Source organism: Paraburkholderia humisilvae (genome assembly GCF_902859855.1).
Classification (GTDB): Bacteria; Pseudomonadota; Gammaproteobacteria; order Burkholderiales; family Burkholderiaceae; genus Paraburkholderia; species Paraburkholderia humisilvae.
Genome location: NZ_CADIKH010000027.1, coordinates 1 through 15,428, shown reverse-complemented (window position 1 = coordinate 15,428; position 15,428 = coordinate 1). Strand labels below are relative to the sequence as shown.

General features: G+C 61.0%; 17 protein-coding genes and 2 tRNA genes. 10 read left to right on the top strand and 9 right to left on the bottom strand.

All coding sequences use genetic code 11. The annotated features are described in order from the left end of the window. Window positions 1-3: 3 nt before the first annotated feature. Complete coding sequence (locus HV796_RS45885) at window positions 4-291, bottom strand: hypothetical protein (protein WP_175229235.1); 288 nt, start codon at window positions 289-291, stop codon at window positions 4-6. Between the two features lie 349 nt (window positions 292-640). Between HV796_RS45885 and HV796_RS25265 the strand changes: the two genes are divergently transcribed. Beyond that, the gene (locus HV796_RS25265; RefSeq protein ID WP_166676390.1) at window positions 641-790 is read left to right on the top strand and encodes a hypothetical protein; all 150 of its coding nucleotides are present in this window, start codon (window positions 641-643) and stop codon (window positions 788-790) included. 314 nt (window positions 791-1,104) lie between these two features. Continuing rightward, the gene (locus HV796_RS25260) at window positions 1,105-1,701 is read left to right on the top strand and encodes a chorismate mutase (protein WP_175229234.1); all 597 of its coding nucleotides are present in this window, start codon (window positions 1,105-1,107) and stop codon (window positions 1,699-1,701) included. Here HV796_RS25260 and HV796_RS25255 read toward each other — a convergent pair. Both HV796_RS25255 and HV796_RS25250 read right to left on the bottom strand, forming a co-directional pair. Continuing rightward, a complete protein-coding gene (locus HV796_RS25255) occupies window positions 1,698-2,927 on the bottom strand; it encodes an exonuclease domain-containing protein (RefSeq protein WP_175229233.1) in 1,230 nt (409 codons plus the stop codon). The two genes, HV796_RS25260 and HV796_RS25255, sit on opposite strands and share 4 nt — an antisense overlap. A 325-nt stretch (window positions 2,928-3,252) precedes the next feature. Continuing rightward, window positions 3,253-3,456: a cold-shock protein gene (locus tag HV796_RS25250; RefSeq protein WP_175229232.1), complete on the bottom strand. Its 204-nt coding sequence runs from the start codon at window positions 3,454-3,456 to the stop codon at window positions 3,253-3,255. 340 nt (window positions 3,457-3,796) lie between these two features. Between HV796_RS25250 and HV796_RS25245 the strand changes: the two genes are divergently transcribed. Both HV796_RS25245 and HV796_RS25240 read left to right on the top strand, forming a co-directional pair. Then, on the top strand, window positions 3,797-4,039 hold the full coding sequence (locus HV796_RS25245; RefSeq protein ID WP_175229231.1) for a hypothetical protein: 243 nt from the start codon (window positions 3,797-3,799) through the stop codon (window positions 4,037-4,039). A gap of 530 nt (window positions 4,040-4,569) precedes the next feature. Continuing rightward, window positions 4,570-5,715 carry a porin gene (locus tag HV796_RS25240; protein WP_175229230.1) on the top strand — a complete coding sequence of 382 codons (1,146 nt, stop codon included), beginning with the start codon at window positions 4,570-4,572 and terminating at the stop codon, window positions 5,713-5,715. An 82-nt stretch (window positions 5,716-5,797) separates the two neighbouring features. Here the strand turns inward: HV796_RS25240 and greB are convergent, their stop codons facing one another. Continuing rightward, entirely contained in the window at window positions 5,798-6,370 is a 573-nt protein-coding gene (greB, locus tag HV796_RS25235; RefSeq protein ID WP_175229229.1) for a transcription elongation factor GreB, read from the bottom strand. A gap of 219 nt (window positions 6,371-6,589) precedes the next feature. Here greB and HV796_RS25230 point away from each other — a divergent pair. Further along, window positions 6,590-6,666 (top strand) — tRNA-Arg (locus HV796_RS25230). A gap of 82 nt (window positions 6,667-6,748) precedes the next feature. Here HV796_RS25230 and HV796_RS25225 read toward each other — a convergent pair. The 5 genes from HV796_RS25225 to HV796_RS25205 form a co-directional block, all read right to left on the bottom strand. Next, window positions 6,749-7,252, bottom strand: coding sequence for a phage protein NinX family protein (locus HV796_RS25225; RefSeq protein WP_175229228.1), 504 nt, complete (start codon window positions 7,250-7,252; stop codon window positions 6,749-6,751). 126 nt (window positions 7,253-7,378) lie between these two features. Then, window positions 7,379-9,772: a RelA/SpoT family protein gene (locus HV796_RS25220; RefSeq protein ID WP_377692836.1), complete on the bottom strand. Its 2,394-nt coding sequence runs from the start codon at window positions 9,770-9,772 to the stop codon at window positions 7,379-7,381. 96 nt (window positions 9,773-9,868) lie between these two features. Next, the gene (gene rpoZ / locus HV796_RS25215; RefSeq protein ID WP_006025620.1) at window positions 9,869-10,072 is read right to left on the bottom strand and encodes a DNA-directed RNA polymerase subunit omega; all 204 of its coding nucleotides are present in this window, start codon (window positions 10,070-10,072) and stop codon (window positions 9,869-9,871) included. A 60-nt stretch (window positions 10,073-10,132) separates the two neighbouring features. Further along, on the bottom strand, window positions 10,133-10,816 hold the full coding sequence (gene gmk, locus HV796_RS25210; RefSeq protein WP_175229227.1) for a guanylate kinase: 684 nt from the start codon (window positions 10,814-10,816) through the stop codon (window positions 10,133-10,135). A gap of 78 nt (window positions 10,817-10,894) precedes the next feature. Beyond that, window positions 10,895-11,818: a YicC/YloC family endoribonuclease gene (locus HV796_RS25205; protein ID WP_175229226.1), complete on the bottom strand. Its 924-nt coding sequence runs from the start codon at window positions 11,816-11,818 to the stop codon at window positions 10,895-10,897. Window positions 11,819-12,016: 198 nt separating this feature from the next. Here HV796_RS25205 and rph point away from each other — a divergent pair, with 198 nt between their 5' ends. The 5 genes from rph (at window position 12,017) to HV796_RS25180 (ending at window position 15,333) form a co-directional block, all read left to right on the top strand. Further along, entirely contained in the window at window positions 12,017-12,757 is a 741-nt protein-coding gene (rph, locus tag HV796_RS25200; RefSeq protein WP_175229225.1) for a ribonuclease PH, read from the top strand. After that, the gene (gene rdgB, locus HV796_RS25195; protein WP_175229224.1) at window positions 12,750-13,397 is read left to right on the top strand and encodes an RdgB/HAM1 family non-canonical purine NTP pyrophosphatase; all 648 of its coding nucleotides are present in this window, start codon (window positions 12,750-12,752) and stop codon (window positions 13,395-13,397) included. Before rph ends, rdgB begins: the two co-directional genes overlap by 8 nt. Then, on the top strand, window positions 13,394-14,611 hold the full coding sequence (gene hemW / locus HV796_RS25190; RefSeq protein ID WP_175229223.1) for a radical SAM family heme chaperone HemW: 1,218 nt from the start codon (window positions 13,394-13,396) through the stop codon (window positions 14,609-14,611). The genes rdgB and hemW overlap by 4 nt, the downstream gene beginning before the upstream one ends. 52 nt (window positions 14,612-14,663) lie before the next feature. Further along, window positions 14,664-14,753 (top strand) — tRNA-Ser (locus tag HV796_RS25185). A 154-nt stretch (window positions 14,754-14,907) separates the two neighbouring features. Next, window positions 14,908-15,333, top strand: a complete 426-nt coding sequence (locus HV796_RS25180; RefSeq protein ID WP_175229222.1) for a hypothetical protein — start codon at window positions 14,908-14,910, stop codon at window positions 15,331-15,333. Window positions 15,334-15,428 lie beyond the last annotated feature (95 nt).

The following is a 15,428-nucleotide window of genomic DNA, read 5'->3' as shown; positions in this document are numbered from 1 at the left end:
CGTTTACGTACTAGAAGGTTCCGGCGCGTACTTGAATACGTCGTCCGTCGCGACCACGTTGCGTGCGTCGATCGGGTCGCGGCCGATCGCCTCGACAACGCCCGATGTATCCAGGTCGAACGCCGGTTGCGCGGACGCAGCGGTTACGTTGACCGCCTTCAGCGTTTGCGGCGACGTCAACGTACTGTCCGAATCGGTCGTTATGGTGGAAGGCAGCGGTGTGCCGGAAGACGCGTGCGCGTCGCGCGGATGCACTTGCGCGGAGTCCGGGTCGGCCCACGTGGAAGGCACGCGAACGCTGCGACGCACAAAAAACGACGGCGATTCGAACGTTCGTAGAAGAGAACGCATACGAAGCCCTTCTAGCGCATTGAACGTTTCATCGCTACCTGGGCAAAAGTAAACACGCGGTGTAGCAAGGGCTCGAGCAGGCCCTGTTCGAAGTGGACTTGAAGTGGTGTGGAAGTGGTCCGTGCGAAGTACTAAGGACAAGCGATAAATTTTATTCAAGCATCTTCAATCGCGAAACCGATGTGCCGTTAAAGCAACAACAACGTGTTCAAACAGTCGTTTTGCGGTCAACCGCACTAGTGGCAAACGGGGACTGAGGCAGATAATTGATTTGTAAAGGAGAAAGATCATGGACACGAAACCGCCGAAGATTCCGACCCCCGACAAGGTGTTCAGCCCGGATCCGGAACCCGCAGGCGTCGAATTTCTCGGGGCCGAATTGCCAGAGCACGTGCGAGCGTTTTTCGACGAGCAGCGCAAGTCGTGCGAACCGAAGTAACGACGAACGGGGACTTCGCGAGGGGCGATGCTGCACGTGCGATGCCGCGGGTTGCGTTGCACGCTCGCGTCCTTCCGCACGCGACCGTGGGTTCGCGAGCTTCGCTATAAGCTGATGCGCCGCGTCATCGCACGCGTTGCTGGCGGGTCGGACCAGCGTGAGCGCACGTTATGCGGCTGCGTCGGTTGGCGTAAGCGCGCCGATGCGCGTATCGTTCGAACCTTGCCCCGTCGCGTACGGTAGTCGTCGTAGCGGCACAACCCTCCGGGCGGGCTACCCTTGGCCCTACCCGTTTTCCGTCCTTCCTCTCTTCTATGGCAAGTTCACGTCGCGTCGGCGCACTATGCGCGCTGGGATCAGCGTTCGCAATCGCGTTCGCGTCCGCCCACGCTCAAGCCGACTCCGATGACACCGCCCTCACTAACCTGATTTCGCTTGTCTCGCAGCGATTGGCACTTGCCGAACCTGTCGCGCAGTGGAAGTGGCTGAATCATCGCCCGGTCGACGACGCAAGCCGCGAAACCGCGCTGCTCGCCGACGTTGCGAAGCGCGCGCAGGCAGTCGGCATCGACCCGGACTTCGCGCACGCGTTCTTCCAGGATCAGATCGACGCGAACAAAGATATCCAGAATGCGCTGTTCGAACAGTGGCGCAAGCTGCGGCCGCCGGAAGGACCGGCGCCGGATCTCGACTCGCGCACGCGTCCACAGCTGGACCGCCTGACGCAATCGATGCTCGCGGGGCTGGCGCGTGTGCAAACAATGCGCTCGATGCCCGATTGCCCGACGCGAGTCGCGCAGGGCGTCGCTAACTGGAAATCGCTGACGCGTTACGACGCGGCGCAATCGGCCGCGCTTACCCGGGCGCTCGGGCATGTCTGCGAATCGGGCGGGGTCGGCGCGACGGGCTAACCGGCGTTTGCCACCGTGGAGGCGTCCTCGACGACCGGCGTGGCCGGAGACTCGCGCGACGCCAGGGACTCCGACGGCACGAGCGGCATCACACGGAGTCCGCGTGCGAGATGGGTCTGCATGATCCGGTAAGTCGAAAGCTCAAACGCACGCGTCGCGTTTTGCGCGAGCAGCGCATCGGCTTGCGCGAGCGATCGCGCATGGCCGAGATAGCACCAACGATCGACGACGTGAAGGGTGCACGCATGTTCTCCCGCGCGTTCCCCCGCAGGCTCACCGCGGTCCACACCACTCTCTTCGAACACAATCGCGCCGTCGAATGGCCATGGCGCGTCGACCGGATCGTGCCTCGACGACCGCGGCGCGCGGTTGTGGCTCGGGCGCAGCGTGGCAATCCATTGCGCTTCGGCAAGCAGCGCGCCCAGTTCGCCACCGGTTGCGCGCCAGTCGACCCGACGCACCAGCTGGGCAAGCCGCAGATCCTTCGACGAGCGTCGTTCCCCGGTGAGATGAGCGCGAATCCGCTGCCGGACACGCACACTACGGCCGACATACAGCGGCACGTCGCCTTCCCCGTAAAACATATAGATGCCGCAGCCAGCCGGGGCCGCGTCGAGCGAGTCTTCGGTGAGGTCGCCGAGCAGCCGGTAGCGCCGCAACGTGCGGTCGATCTGGGCGCGAAGCGCGTCGAGCGGCACGAGCTCATGCAGGCGTTGCCAGAATTGCCACAGCAAATCCGCATCGGCGAGCGCGCGATGCCGGTCCGACGGCACGAGCGCGTGCCGCTCGACCAACGCATCGAGCCCGTGGCGCTTTTCGGCGGGGAACAGCGCGCGCGACAGGCGGACCGTGCACAGCACGTCCGGGTTGAATGCGAGTCCAGCGCGCTCGAACTCGCTGCGCAGGAAGCCGCGATCGAAACTCGCGTTGTGCGCGACGAACAGCTTGCCTTCGAGGCGGGCAAACAGCTCGGGCGCAATCGCGTCGAAGGTCGGCGCGCCTCGTACCATCGCGTCGGTAATGCCGGTCAATTGCTGGATGAATGGCGGGATCGGCTGTTGCGGATCGACCAGCGAACTCCAGCGGGACACGCCTTGCGGACCGATTTCGACCACACCGACCTCGGTGATCCGATGCACACCGGTCGAGCCGCCGGTCGTTTCAAGGTCGACAAACGCGATCGGCACATCGAGCGCAGCCGACGCCGCCAGGAACTGTTCAGACATGAATAAGAAAGGGTTTAAGTGCGACTATTTCAGCCCAAGTATGCACCATCGACCCGCCGGCCGGCGCGAAAGTTTTGTGTTAGCCTCGCCGCCGCGGGTGCGCCGATCAACCTCATGGGCTTTGGCCAAACGTAATGTCCCAGCGCATTTTCAAGTAATGAATTTATTGTTTATGAGATAAATCTTATAATTAATTGAGATTATCTGATTCACTGCCTACCGATTCCTGATCCGGTTTTCCACGTAATGCCGTTTCAAGGCAAAAAAATAAAAAGCCCTCGCCAATGCGAGGGCTTCTGTCAGGCGCCGGGTTCGCGCGATGCTGTTACAGCGGCTGGATGTTCGCTGCCTGCTTCCCCTTCGGGCCGGTCTTGACCTCGAAGGAGACACGCTGGTTCTCCTTCAACGACTTGAACCCTTCAGCGCGAATTTCGGAGAAGTGCGCGAACAAATCGTCGCCACCCGCATCGGAGGTGATAAAACCAAAGCCCTTAGCATCGTTGAACCATTTGACGACACCGGTTTCCATATCCATTTCCTCGAATTTGTTTTTGAGACGAACAACACATTGCACCGAACCGAACCTCACTCGATATCAGCCTCGCATTTATACGTGTAAATGCCACAAATCGTCAAGCACTCGTTTACCAGTGTCAAATGATAGTTTGACTAATGCAGCGGGCATTCCGTGCTTTTCTTTTAAACGGCGCAATAAGTCGTTAACGGCATTCTTACCGCCGCGTCTGGCTAAATGGGAAATTTATGCCGACATGTAACAAAACGTGAGATTCGTAAGTGTTTCTACGGGTTGTTGAAGCCTAACGCGCATTACATGATGGTCCACAGCAGTAGGTTTTAGGGAGGCTGTCATGCTGTTACACGTTATTCGCCGCTTCACGGCACTGTTCTCTGATTCGTCTGAGAAAAATCCCGCCCAACTCCAAGCCACGACGCTGCCGACCCCGTTCCAGATCGATCCGGTCTGGCACGGCGATCACTGGCAGAACCTGCTGTCTTCCCCAATGGACGCACGCCACTACGTTATGGAGGATTGGAGCGTGGCTCCGGGTCTCGAATGCGTGCCGGTCCAGGTCAAGGCCGGGCGCCGCTGAACTCCGGAAATCCCCGAACGGACGAGCAAAAAAAAGCGCGACTGAAAAGTCGCGCTGACAAAGTTTGGAGATCTTTTTCGTCAACGAAAAAGTCTGCTTCGGAAAGCAGAAATTTCAGTATAGCGCCCCATTTGAATTTAATTATCCGCACCGCCCACAATCGATCATTCCCCTTTCGGCAATAATCTGAACTTTGCCGGGAATTTTGTTGTTTTTCCGCATCATTTGACGTAGCAATTACACAACGCCACGTCGCTGAATCATACCCCAGGGTCATCCCGAATACCTGTAAGGCCTTTGCCAGTAAGGCTTCGAGGGGGAATCCTCATCATTTCCCATCTCGTAATACTTTATTGCGGAAACTGGAACGGTCACGTGGCGACCAGCGTCTCTACACTTTGCCTACCGGAAAACGAACGCGCTCGGTGTAAGCGCGTTTTCACGCGAAATTCGCCTCTCGCAGCGCCTCGCGTGTAGGTTTTCTTCAAGCCTGGGTTTCCAAAACCCATCCTGTTCTCGGAGTTACAAAGATGAAAAAGACACTCATGGTCGCCGCCCTGACGGGCGTGTTTGCTACTGCCGCCCACGCGCAGAGCAGCGTTACGCTGTACGGCCTGATTGACGCCGGCATCACCTATACGAACAACCAGAAGGGCCACAGCAACTGGCAAGAAACGAGCGGCTCGATCAACGGTAGCCGTTGGGGCTTGCGCGGTGCTGAAGACCTCGGTGGCGGTCTGAAGGCAATCTTCACGTTGGAAAACGGCTTCGGCATCAATGACGGTACGCTCAAGCAAGGTAGCCGGATGTTCGGCCGTCAAGCGTTCGTTGGTCTTGCGAGCGACCAGTTCGGCGCCGTTACCCTTGGCCGTCAATATGACAGCATGGTCGACTACGTCGCTCCGCTGGCACTGACGGGCACGCAATACGGCGGCACGCAGTTTGCCCACCCGTTCGATAACGACAACCTGAACAACTCGTTCCGCGTGAACAACTCGGTGAAGTTCACGAGCGTCAACTACGCGGGCTTCAAGTTCGGCGCGTTGTACGGCTTCTCGAACCAGGCCGACGGCTTCGCGAACAACCGCGTGTACAGCGCGGGCGCGTCGTATAGCTTCGCGGGCTTCAACTTCGGCGCGGGCTACTTGCAGCTCAACAACAGCGCCGGCGCAATCAGCCAGGGCACGATCAACTCGTCCGGCGCGGTCGCGCTTGACAACACGTTCTTCGCTACCCGCCAGCAAACGTGGGGCGCGGGTGCCAACTACACGCTCGGACCGGCAACGTTCGGCCTCGTGTACACGCAGACCAATCTGCAGGACCTCGCCGGCCTCGGCTCCGGCGCTGGTACGCAGGCGACCTTCACCGGCAATCCGCAGGGCGCACGCTTCCAGAACTTCGAAGCTAACGCGCGCTACGCTCTGACGCCGGCCCTGAGCATCGCCGGTTCGTACACGTACACGCGTACGAACGTCGACGCGACGAGCCAGCACTTTAACCAGGTCAACCTGCAGACGGACTACGCGCTGTCGAAGCGTACGGACGTGTACCTGCAGGCTGAATACCAGGTCACCAACGAAAACGCGGTCCTTCACCCGATCATCAACGGCCTGAGCGGTCAGTCGTCGACGAGCAACCAGGTCGCTGTTACGGCTGGTCTGCGTCACCGCTTCTAAGCACTACAGCAGTATCCGCAGTTTTGAAGGCGCCGCTTGCGGCGCCTTTTTTATTGGTGTCGCCGCAGCGACACGCCGGCGGTTACGCCCCTTCCTCTGCCGCGGACGGATACCGTACCTCCAGCACATCGATTGACTCCGGCCCGGCCGGCGTGTGCAACGTGACCTGATCACCGATCTTCGCCTTCAACAACGCACGCGCGATCGGCGAAATCCAGCTCACGTGCCCATGATCCAGATCGACCTCGTCGACACCGACAATCGTGACCGTATGCGATTCGCCATTGCCGGTCGCATAGTCGACGGTCGCGCCAAAGAACACCTGATCGGTGTTCTCCTGCCTGCTGCTGTTGACCACTTCCGCAAGATTCAGGCGCCTTGTCAGAAAGCGGATGCGCCGGTCGATTTCACGCAGCCGGCGCTTGCCGTAGATATAGTCACCGTTCTCGGACCGATCGCCATTCGATGCGGCCCACGACACGAGCTTCACGACTTCTGGCCGCTCTTCATCGATCAGATGCAGCAATTCGTCGCGCAACCTGCGATAGCCGGCTGGCGTGATGTAGTTTTTCGTTCCCGCGGGAACGTCGGGTTGCGCGACGTCAAGATCGTCGTCATTGTCGTCACTCGATTCTTTGACAAAAGCCTTGTTCATGATGATCCACCCATACCGTCAACGCCCATCGAATCAGCGTCAACCCTGAATGACGTCTGGTTTGCGCCAGGCAATGAAGCAATGAAGCACACAACATACGAAGCCCGGACGGATGCTCAAACGCCCTGCCCATCAAGCCTACACGATCGCCGCAGCGGGACAAATCGCCGATTGCTGCTTCCCTTTTCCCTCAGCTTTGCTATAATCCCGTTTCTGCGTGCGGCTGTAGCTCAGTTGGATAGAGTACTTGGCTACGAACCAAGGGGTCGTGGGTTCGAATCCTGCCAGCCGCACCATTCTCGAAAGGGCCTTCCATCAGGAAGGCCCTTTGTTTTTCCAGGCTGTCCTTTGCTCCTTGCGCGGCGCCTGGCGCGGGACCTAGCGCGGGGCGGACTTGATGTCGCCGATCTGCGCATCGGGCATCGGCGGGTCGTCAATGGCGCTCATCGCCGTCTGCTCGCCGACCGGCTCCGCGCGCATGCCGAACAACGCTTGCGACTGCCGCAGCACATCGTCGACGGTATCGCCGAAACGGCTTGCAACGAATGCCCGCAGCATCGCGATGCGCAGCGATTCACCACGCGCTTGCGCGACCCGTTGACCGTCCATGTCGTCGTCGCCTTCGAATTCGGCCACACAATGCACCGCGCCGCTGCGCAAGCGCTCGCGCACCTCGATCCGTCGGGCGCGGTCAAAAACGACCGCCGCGACCTCCCACGACGTCGATGGCGTAAAGCGCCCGTCCCACGGCCGCCCCCAGACATTGCCGCGAATCGACACGGTGCGGCCGCTGTCGGTGAAGTGAATTTCGCGCACGAAGTCGTGCAGACTGCGCGCGACCCAATAGTCGAGCGCTAAACCGCTCAAGTCCGCTACGTTCACTGGGTTCGCTCCCGATAACAAACGCAGGTTCATTGCATTGCAGCAAGCTGCACGAGAACCTGGTGGACACACACACAGACATCCGGCAATCCAACCCGGCGCGAGGCGCCAGAGACGTCGCAAGCGTCAGTAGTCGGCCCGCTCGCGATCGATCCGCATGCCGCCATCGTGGCGATGATGTCCTTCTTCGCTCGGCCGCTCGCGCGCGATGCGCATCACATCAGGGTTGGTCCGCGCGCGCCGCATCACGTTGGCCAGATGCACGCGGTCGCTCACCTGAATGACAAAGCGTAGCACCGTCGATTCCTGCGACTGATCTTCGTCCATCGCGATATGGACGATATTCGCATCGGCAGAGGTAATATCCGCCGCGACGCGTGCAAACACACCCTTCGTGTTCTTGACGAGCACCTTGACCGCGACATCGAACAGACGCCCCGGCTGCGGCGCCCACGCAACGTCGATCCAGCGACCCGGATCGCGCCGATGGATTCGCTGCGCCACGCGGCAATCGGTGGTGTGGATCGCCATGCCGAGGCCGATGCCGATATACCCCATGATGTTGTCACCCGGAATCGGCCGGCAGCATGCGGACAACTGAACCGACATGCCTTCAGTGCCGGTAATGACGACAGGCGGTGCGTTCGTAGCGCCATGTTCGGCGCGCGGATGATGACCGTCATCGTCGCCATCGTGGCCGCTCATCAGCACTTCGATGCGTTTGGCCATCACCGCGGCGACCCGTCGGCCCAAGCCGATATCGGCGAAGATTTCCTGGCGATTCTTGTTGCCGGTCCACTGCACGAGCTTTTCCCACGCTTCGGGCGTGACATCGGCGAGCGATAACCCATAGCCCTTCAACGACTGGTCGACGAGCCGCTCGCCCAGTTGCACCGACTCATTGAGCCGCATCGTCTTCAGATAGTGGCGAATCGCGGTACGCGCCTTACCGGTGCGCACAAAGCCGAGCCACGCCGGATTCGGCTTCGAATACGGCGCGGTGATCACCTCGACGATGTCGCCGCTCTTCAACTCGGTGCGCAGCGGCAGCAATTCATTGTTGATCTTCACCGCGACACACTGATTGCCGAGGTCGCTGTGAATCGAATACGCGAAGTCGAGCGCGGTCGCGCCGCGCGGCAACGCCATGATTTTGGACTTCGGCGTGAACACATAGACCGCATCCGGAAACAGATCGATCTTGACGTGCTCGAGGAACTCGCTCGAATCACCAACCTCACTTTGAATATCGAGCAGCGACTTCAGCCACTGGTGTGCGCGCTTCTGCACATCGTTCAGATCCGCACCGCCGTTCTTGTACAGCCAGTGCGCGGCGACGCCGGCCTCCGCGATCTCATGCATTTTGCGGGTGCGCACCTGGAATTCGATCGGCGCGCCGAACGGTCCGACCAGCGTCGTATGCAACGACTGATAGCCGTTGACCTTCGGAATCGCGATGTAGTCCTTGAATTTGCCCGGCACCGGCTTGTAGAGCGCGTGCAGCGCGCCAATACACGTATAGCACTCGAGCGGGCTTTCCACAACCACGCGGAAACCGTACACATCGAGCACCTGCGAGAACGACAACTGCTTGTCGCGCATCTTCTTGTAGATGCTGAAGATAGTTTTCTCGCGACCGGTGACTTCCGCATCGAGCTTTGCATCGGTCAGCGCGCGCTGCACCGATTCGAGAATCTTGCCGACCACTTCGCGCCGGTTGCCGCGCGCGGCCTTCACCGCCTTCTCGAGCGTCGCGTACCGATGCGGATTGAAGTTCGCGAAGCTCAGGTCCTGCAGCTCGCGATACGTATTGTTCAAACCGAGCCGATGCGCAATCGGCGCATAGATATCGAGCGTCTCGCGTGCAACGCGCCGGCGCTTCTCAGGCGGCACCGCGCCGAGCGTGCGCATGTTGTGCAGCCGGTCCGCGAGCTTGACGAGAATCACGCGCACATCGCGTGCCATCGCGAGCAGCATCTTGCGGAAGTTCTCCGCCTGCGCTTCCTCGCGATTGCGAAACTCCATCTTATCCAGTTTCGACAACCCGTCGACCAGTTCCGCGACCTTCGCGCCAAAGCGCTCGGCGAGCTCGGCCTTGGTCACCCCCTGGTCTTCCATCACGTCGTGCAGCAGCGCGGCCATGATCGACTGCACGTCGAGCTTCCAGCCGGCGCAAATTTCCGCGACCGCAACCGGATGCGTGATGTAGGGTTCGCCGCTTTGGCGGTATTGCCCGAGGTGGGCTTCGTCGCTGAAGTGGAACGCCGCCTTGACGGCCTTGATGTCTTCCGGCGACAGGTAGCCGGATAACGCGGCGGTCAGCTTGGCGATCGAGACGACGTCGTGCCGGCGTGGCTGCTCCGGCGTCGCGGTCGGCCCGAACAGATGGCGAAACGATTGTTCGAGGACCGCGTCGATGTACTTGCGTGCGGACGAAGGTGCGTCAGTATCGTGCGCGTCGTCCGTGTGGTCCGTGTGGGATGCGACGTCCGACATGGAGGACGAGGGATTCGAGCTCATGTCCGCCTCCTGACCGGGTTAATCGACGCTAGCGACGCGCAAGTCCGCACGCGTGGGTGAATTACATGACGAACGACAGCGGGTGAAGGTGCAAGCTTATACCGGCACCTTCTTCAGCATTTCGACGCCGACCTGGCCCGCCGCGATTTCACGCAGCGCGACAACGGTGGGCTTGTCGCGACTTTCGATCTTCGGCGTGTGGCCTTGTGCGAGCTGACGCGCGCGGTACGTCGCGGCGAGCGCCAGCTCGAAGCGATTCGGGATCTGTTTCAGACAGTCTTCGACGGTAATGCGGGCCATGTTGAAATTCCTTCTCTGGTTGTTGCTTATTCTACCTTATGTGTTCGAATCGACGCCCGGTCAGCCCGCGTGCGGCAAATGGATGCCAAGCTGCACGAAGAGGTTCGTGTGCCGTGCGTACTGCGATCCGAAGCGCAGGCGCGTCGCCGCGACGAGGCATTGCAATTCGGCGAGCGCGCGATCGAAATTTTCGTTGATCACGACATACTCCGCTTCGGCCGCATGTGCCATCTCGCCACCGGCCGCGAGCAGCCGCCGCGTGATCACGTTCGTCTCATCCTGGCCGCGCTTTCTCAGTCGATCTTCGAGTGCCTCGAGCGACGGCGGCAGGATGAAAATCTCAACGGCATTGTGAAACTGACGCTTCACCTGTTGTGCGCCCTGCCAGTCGATTTCGAGCAGCACATCATGGCCGCTTTTCATCTGCTCTTCTATCCAGAGCCGCGACGTCGCGTAGTAGTTGCCATGCACTTCCGCGCTTTCGAGAAACTCGCCGGACGCATGGCGCGCGAGAAAGTCCTCGACGCTGGTGAAGTGATAGTGCTCGCCGTCCTGCTCTTTAGGGCGCGGCGGGCGCGTCGTGTACGAAATCGACAGACGGATCGCCGGATCGCGCGCGAGCAGCGCATTGACGAGCGTCGATTTGCCCGCGCCGGACGGTGCGACAACCATGAACAGGTTGCCCGGATAAACGCCCGTGTAAGGATTGCGCGGCGCGGTGGTTTCGCGAGTAGGGTCGGTCATGCCCGTAGCTCCTGCCTGTAACCTGCTCTTTGATCTGCGCTTCGCAAGCGGCCGATGAGTCCGCTCGCGTGCGCCTCTTTATTCGAGATTCTGCACCTGCTCGCGCATCTGCTCGATCAGGAGCTTCAGCGTCATCGACGAATCGGCGAGCTCTTTCGCCGCCGCCTTCGAGCCCAGTGTATTCGCTTCGCGGTTCAACTCCTGCATCATGAAGTCGAGCCGTTTGCCGACCTTGCCGCCCTTCTGGATGACGTGGCGCGTCTCGTTCAGATGCGCGGTGAGCCGCGACAGTTCTTCGGCGATATCGATGCGAATGCCGTACATCGTCACTTCCTGACGGATGCGTTCGGCGATTTCCTCGCGCGACACGATCGTCGCCGAAGCATCGGGCGCCGCGACACCTAGCGCTTCCTGCAGGCGCTCGACGATCTTCTGCTGGTGCTTTGCAATCAGCTCCGGCACGAGCGGCGTGATCTTCGTGACGATCGACTCCATTTCGGTGACGTTCGCGAGCAGCATCGCCGCAAGCTGCGCGCCTTCGCGCGCGCGCACGTCGATCAGCTCGGCAATCGCCTGTTTGCCGCATTCGAGCACTGCGTCGCGCAGCACGTCGGCCGATACACCGCTTTCGGCGAGCACACCGGGCCAGCGAAGAATTTCGCCGGTGCGCAGCCGCGCAGCCTGCGGAAAGGCTTCGAGCACCGCGCGTTCCAGCCCGGCCAGCTGATCGAGCGCGTCGCGGTTCAATGCACCGGCGTTAGCCGTTTGTTCGCTGCGCTGCAGGTTCACGCGAATGTCGACCTTGCCACGCGACAGCTTGCTCATCAGCATTTCGCGCAGCGTCGGTTCGCAGACGCGCACGTCTTCCGGCATGCGGAAGTTGAGATCGAGAAAACGCGAATTCACCGTGCGCAGTTCAACGGACACACTGACGCCGCCATTACCGGACGCCGCGGCGAGCTCGCGTGTGGCGCTCGCATAACCAGTCATGCTGTAGATCATCGTTCGTCTCGCGAAGAGGGGCGTGCGGCGCTGCGCACGGCCCCGGATGCGGGCCGCCCGGCGTGTACGAGACGCGGGGCGGGGAACGCGCATTATCCCATTTTTGGCGGAAGTGCCCGTCGGACGTGCGTCTGCGGCCAGCGGCGGGATCGGCGGTAAAATCGACGTTTCCCGAGCGCCCTCCTTCCGACGACCACAATGAACGACCTCACGACCCGCCCGAGCGGCCGCCGCGCCGACCAGCTACGCGACGTGCGCATCACGCGCCATTACACGAAACATGCCGAAGGTTCCGTGCTGATCGAGTTCGGCGATACCAAGGTGATCTGCACGGCGAGCATCGCCGAGCAGGTGCCCGCCTTTCTGCGCGACCGCGGCCAGGGCTGGCTCACCGCCGAATACGGGATGCTGCCGCGCGCGACCCATACGCGCAGCGACCGCGAAGCGGCGCGCGGCAAGCAGACCGGCCGCACGCAGGAGATTCAACGGCTGATCGGCCGCGCGCTGCGCTCGGTGTTCGACCTCGAGCGGCTGGGCGCGCGCACGCTGCATATCGACTGCGACGTGATCCAGGCGGATGGCGGCACGCGCACGGCGAGCATCACCGGCGCGTTCGTCGCGGCACACGATGCGATCGCGAAGCTGCTCGCCACCGGCCGCATCGAAGCATCGCCGATCACCGACTATGTCGCGGCGATCTCGGTCGGTGTGTTCGACGGGCTGCCGGTGCTCGATCTCGACTACGACGAAGACTCGCAGTGCGATACCGACATGAATGTCGTGATGACCGGCGACGGCGGCTTTGTAGAAATCCAGGGCACCGCGGAAGGCGAGCCGTTTACGCGCGATGAAATGAACGCGCTGCTCGACCTCGCGCAAAGCGGCATTGAAACGCTGATCGCGAAGCAGAAGGAAGCATTGGAGTTACAGGGTGAATGATCGTCAGGAAGCCGGCTACGGCGGCACAGTGAAGCCGACGCGGGGCAAGGTGGTACTCGCATCGAACAACGCCGGCAAGCTGCGCGAGTTCGCGGCCATGCTGGCCGCGGCGGGCATCGAACTGATCGCGCAGGGCACGCTCAACGTGCCTGAGGCAGAAGAACCTCATCAGACGTTTGTCGAAAACGCGTTGGCGAAGGCACGTCACGCGGCGCGGCTCACCGGGCTGCCCGCGCTCGCCGACGATTCCGGCCTATGCGTGCGCGCGTTGCACGGCGCGCCTGGCGTCTATTCGGCGCGCTATGCGCAGCTTGCCGGCGGCGAGAAAAGCGACGCCGCGAACAATGCGCGCCTGGTCGCGCAGCTCGCGGACGTCGCGGACCGCCGCGCGTATTACTTCTGCGTGCTGGTCCTCGTGCGCGCGGCCGACGATCCCGAGCCGCTGATTGCCGAAGGGCGCTGGCAAGGCGAAATCGTCGACGCACCGCGCGGTGCGCATGGCTTCGGCTACGATCCGCATTTCTATGTTCCTGCCCTCAACGCGACGGCCGCCGAGCTCGAACCGTCGGTGAAAAACAGGACGAGCCATCGCGCGATTGCGCTGCGGCAATTGCTTGCGCGGCTCGAGGAGGACGCGTGAGCGCCGCGTCCGCCGGCGGCGGCGGTGTGATCCAGACGTTTACTGCTCCGGGCAGCATCCGCCTCACGTCGCTACCGCCGCTTGCGCTTTACGTGCACTTCCCATGGTGCGTGCGCAAGTGTCCGTACTGCGACTTCAACTCGCACGAATGGAAAGGCGATCGTTTTCCGGAAGACGACTACCTCGATGCGCTGCGCGCCGATCTCGAACACGCGTTGCCGCTCGTCTGGGGCCGCCAGGTGCATACGGTGTTTATCGGCGGCGGCACACCGAGCCTGCTGTCCGCGCCGGGGCTCGACCGGCTGTTGTCCGACGTGCGCGCGCTGCTGCCGCTCGATGCCGATGCCGAGATCACGCTCGAAGCGAACCCCGGTACGTTTGAAGCAGCAAAGTTCGCGCAGTTTCGCGCGAGTGGCGTCAACCGGTTGTCGGTGGGCATCCAGAGCTTCAATGAAACGCATCTGAAAGCGCTTGGCCGCATTCACGATGCGGCGCAGGCGCGTCATGCGGTCGACGTTGCCGCGCACACGTTCGACAACTTCAACCTCGACCTGATGTTTGCGCTGCCGCAGCAAACGCTCGCCGAATGTCAGGCGGATGTCGAAACGGCGCTGTCCTACGCGCCACCGCATCTGTCGCTGTATCACCTGACGCTCGAACCGAACACGCTGTTCGCGAAGTTTCCGCCGCCGCTGCCCGACGACGATGCGTCCGCGGACATGCAGGACTGGATCCACGAACGTACGGCCGACGCGGGTTACGAGCGCTATGAGGTGTCCGCGTATGCGAAGCCGCATCGGCAATGCAAGCACAATCTGAACTACTGGCGTTTCGGCGACTATCTCGGCATCGGCGCGGGCGCGCATACGAAGCTGTCGTTTCCGAACCGGATCGTGCGGCAAATGCGCTACAAGCATCCGTCGACGTTTATCGAGGAAGCCAAAGCCGGCCGCGCGGTGCAGGAAGAGCACGAGGTCGGCACACGCGATCTGCCGTTCGAGTTCATGTTGAACGCGCTGCGGCTGGTCGAGGGCTTTCCGGTGCATCGCTTCATCGAGCGCACCGGACTGACGATGACGTCGATCGAACCCGCGTTGCAGGAAGCGGAACGGCGCAAGCTGATCACGCGGGACTATGAGAAGATCGCGCCGACGCCGCTGGGCCAAGCGTTTCTGAATGATTTGCAGGCGCTGTTTCTTAAAGAATCGCCATAAAGGTTCACTGCGCGGAGGTCGGCGGCGCAGTTCAGGTTATAATTTTGGGCTCGGAGGGCTGGCAGAGCGGTTGAATGCACCGGTCTTGAAAACCGGCAAGGCTTTACGGCCTTCGTGGGTTCGAATCCCACGCCCTCCGCCAGAGCATCAGTGAATACGGGCCCATCGGCCCGTTTTTATTTTGTACCCACCATAGAGCCCGCCAAAAATCGAAGTCGTGTGACCGATCCCACATAGGCCCGGTTATTGAACCGATACTCTGCTCTGAACTCGACGCGCGGACATGGAGGGGATAGATGAGTACGAATCCAGGCACTGATATCGATCGTGTAGCCGCACGGCAGATGTCCGAGGACGTCCGTCAGATGTTGGTGCACGAGTCAACTGTCTTAAATCATCGGATTACGTGGCTGACTGCGTTCGAAGGATTCTTGTTTGCCGGATTTGGTGCACTGGTATCTAAAGAATTGCCACGAGAGACTGCAGTTCCAATGATGAAGGCAATCTGCTACGCAGGGCTGGGTGTCGCTGTTATTTCGCTTCTTGGACTTTTGGGTAGCGCAATTGCCACAGATCGTCTACTGAACTGGTGGAACGTTCATAAGCCTGACGCATACGATGGACCGGGAATCATCGGCTGGGCGCTCCCCTCACAACGATGGGCTCCTTATCTCACGGTATGGAACTTCCTTCCTGTTGTGGTCGGTGGAACAGCCCCCTGAAAGTCCGGACACAGTCTCCCACTTACAATAGCGGGTAGGCATAAGACTGTGTATATGACTAACAACAAGAACGAAGTGATGGAAGTGTTGACGGG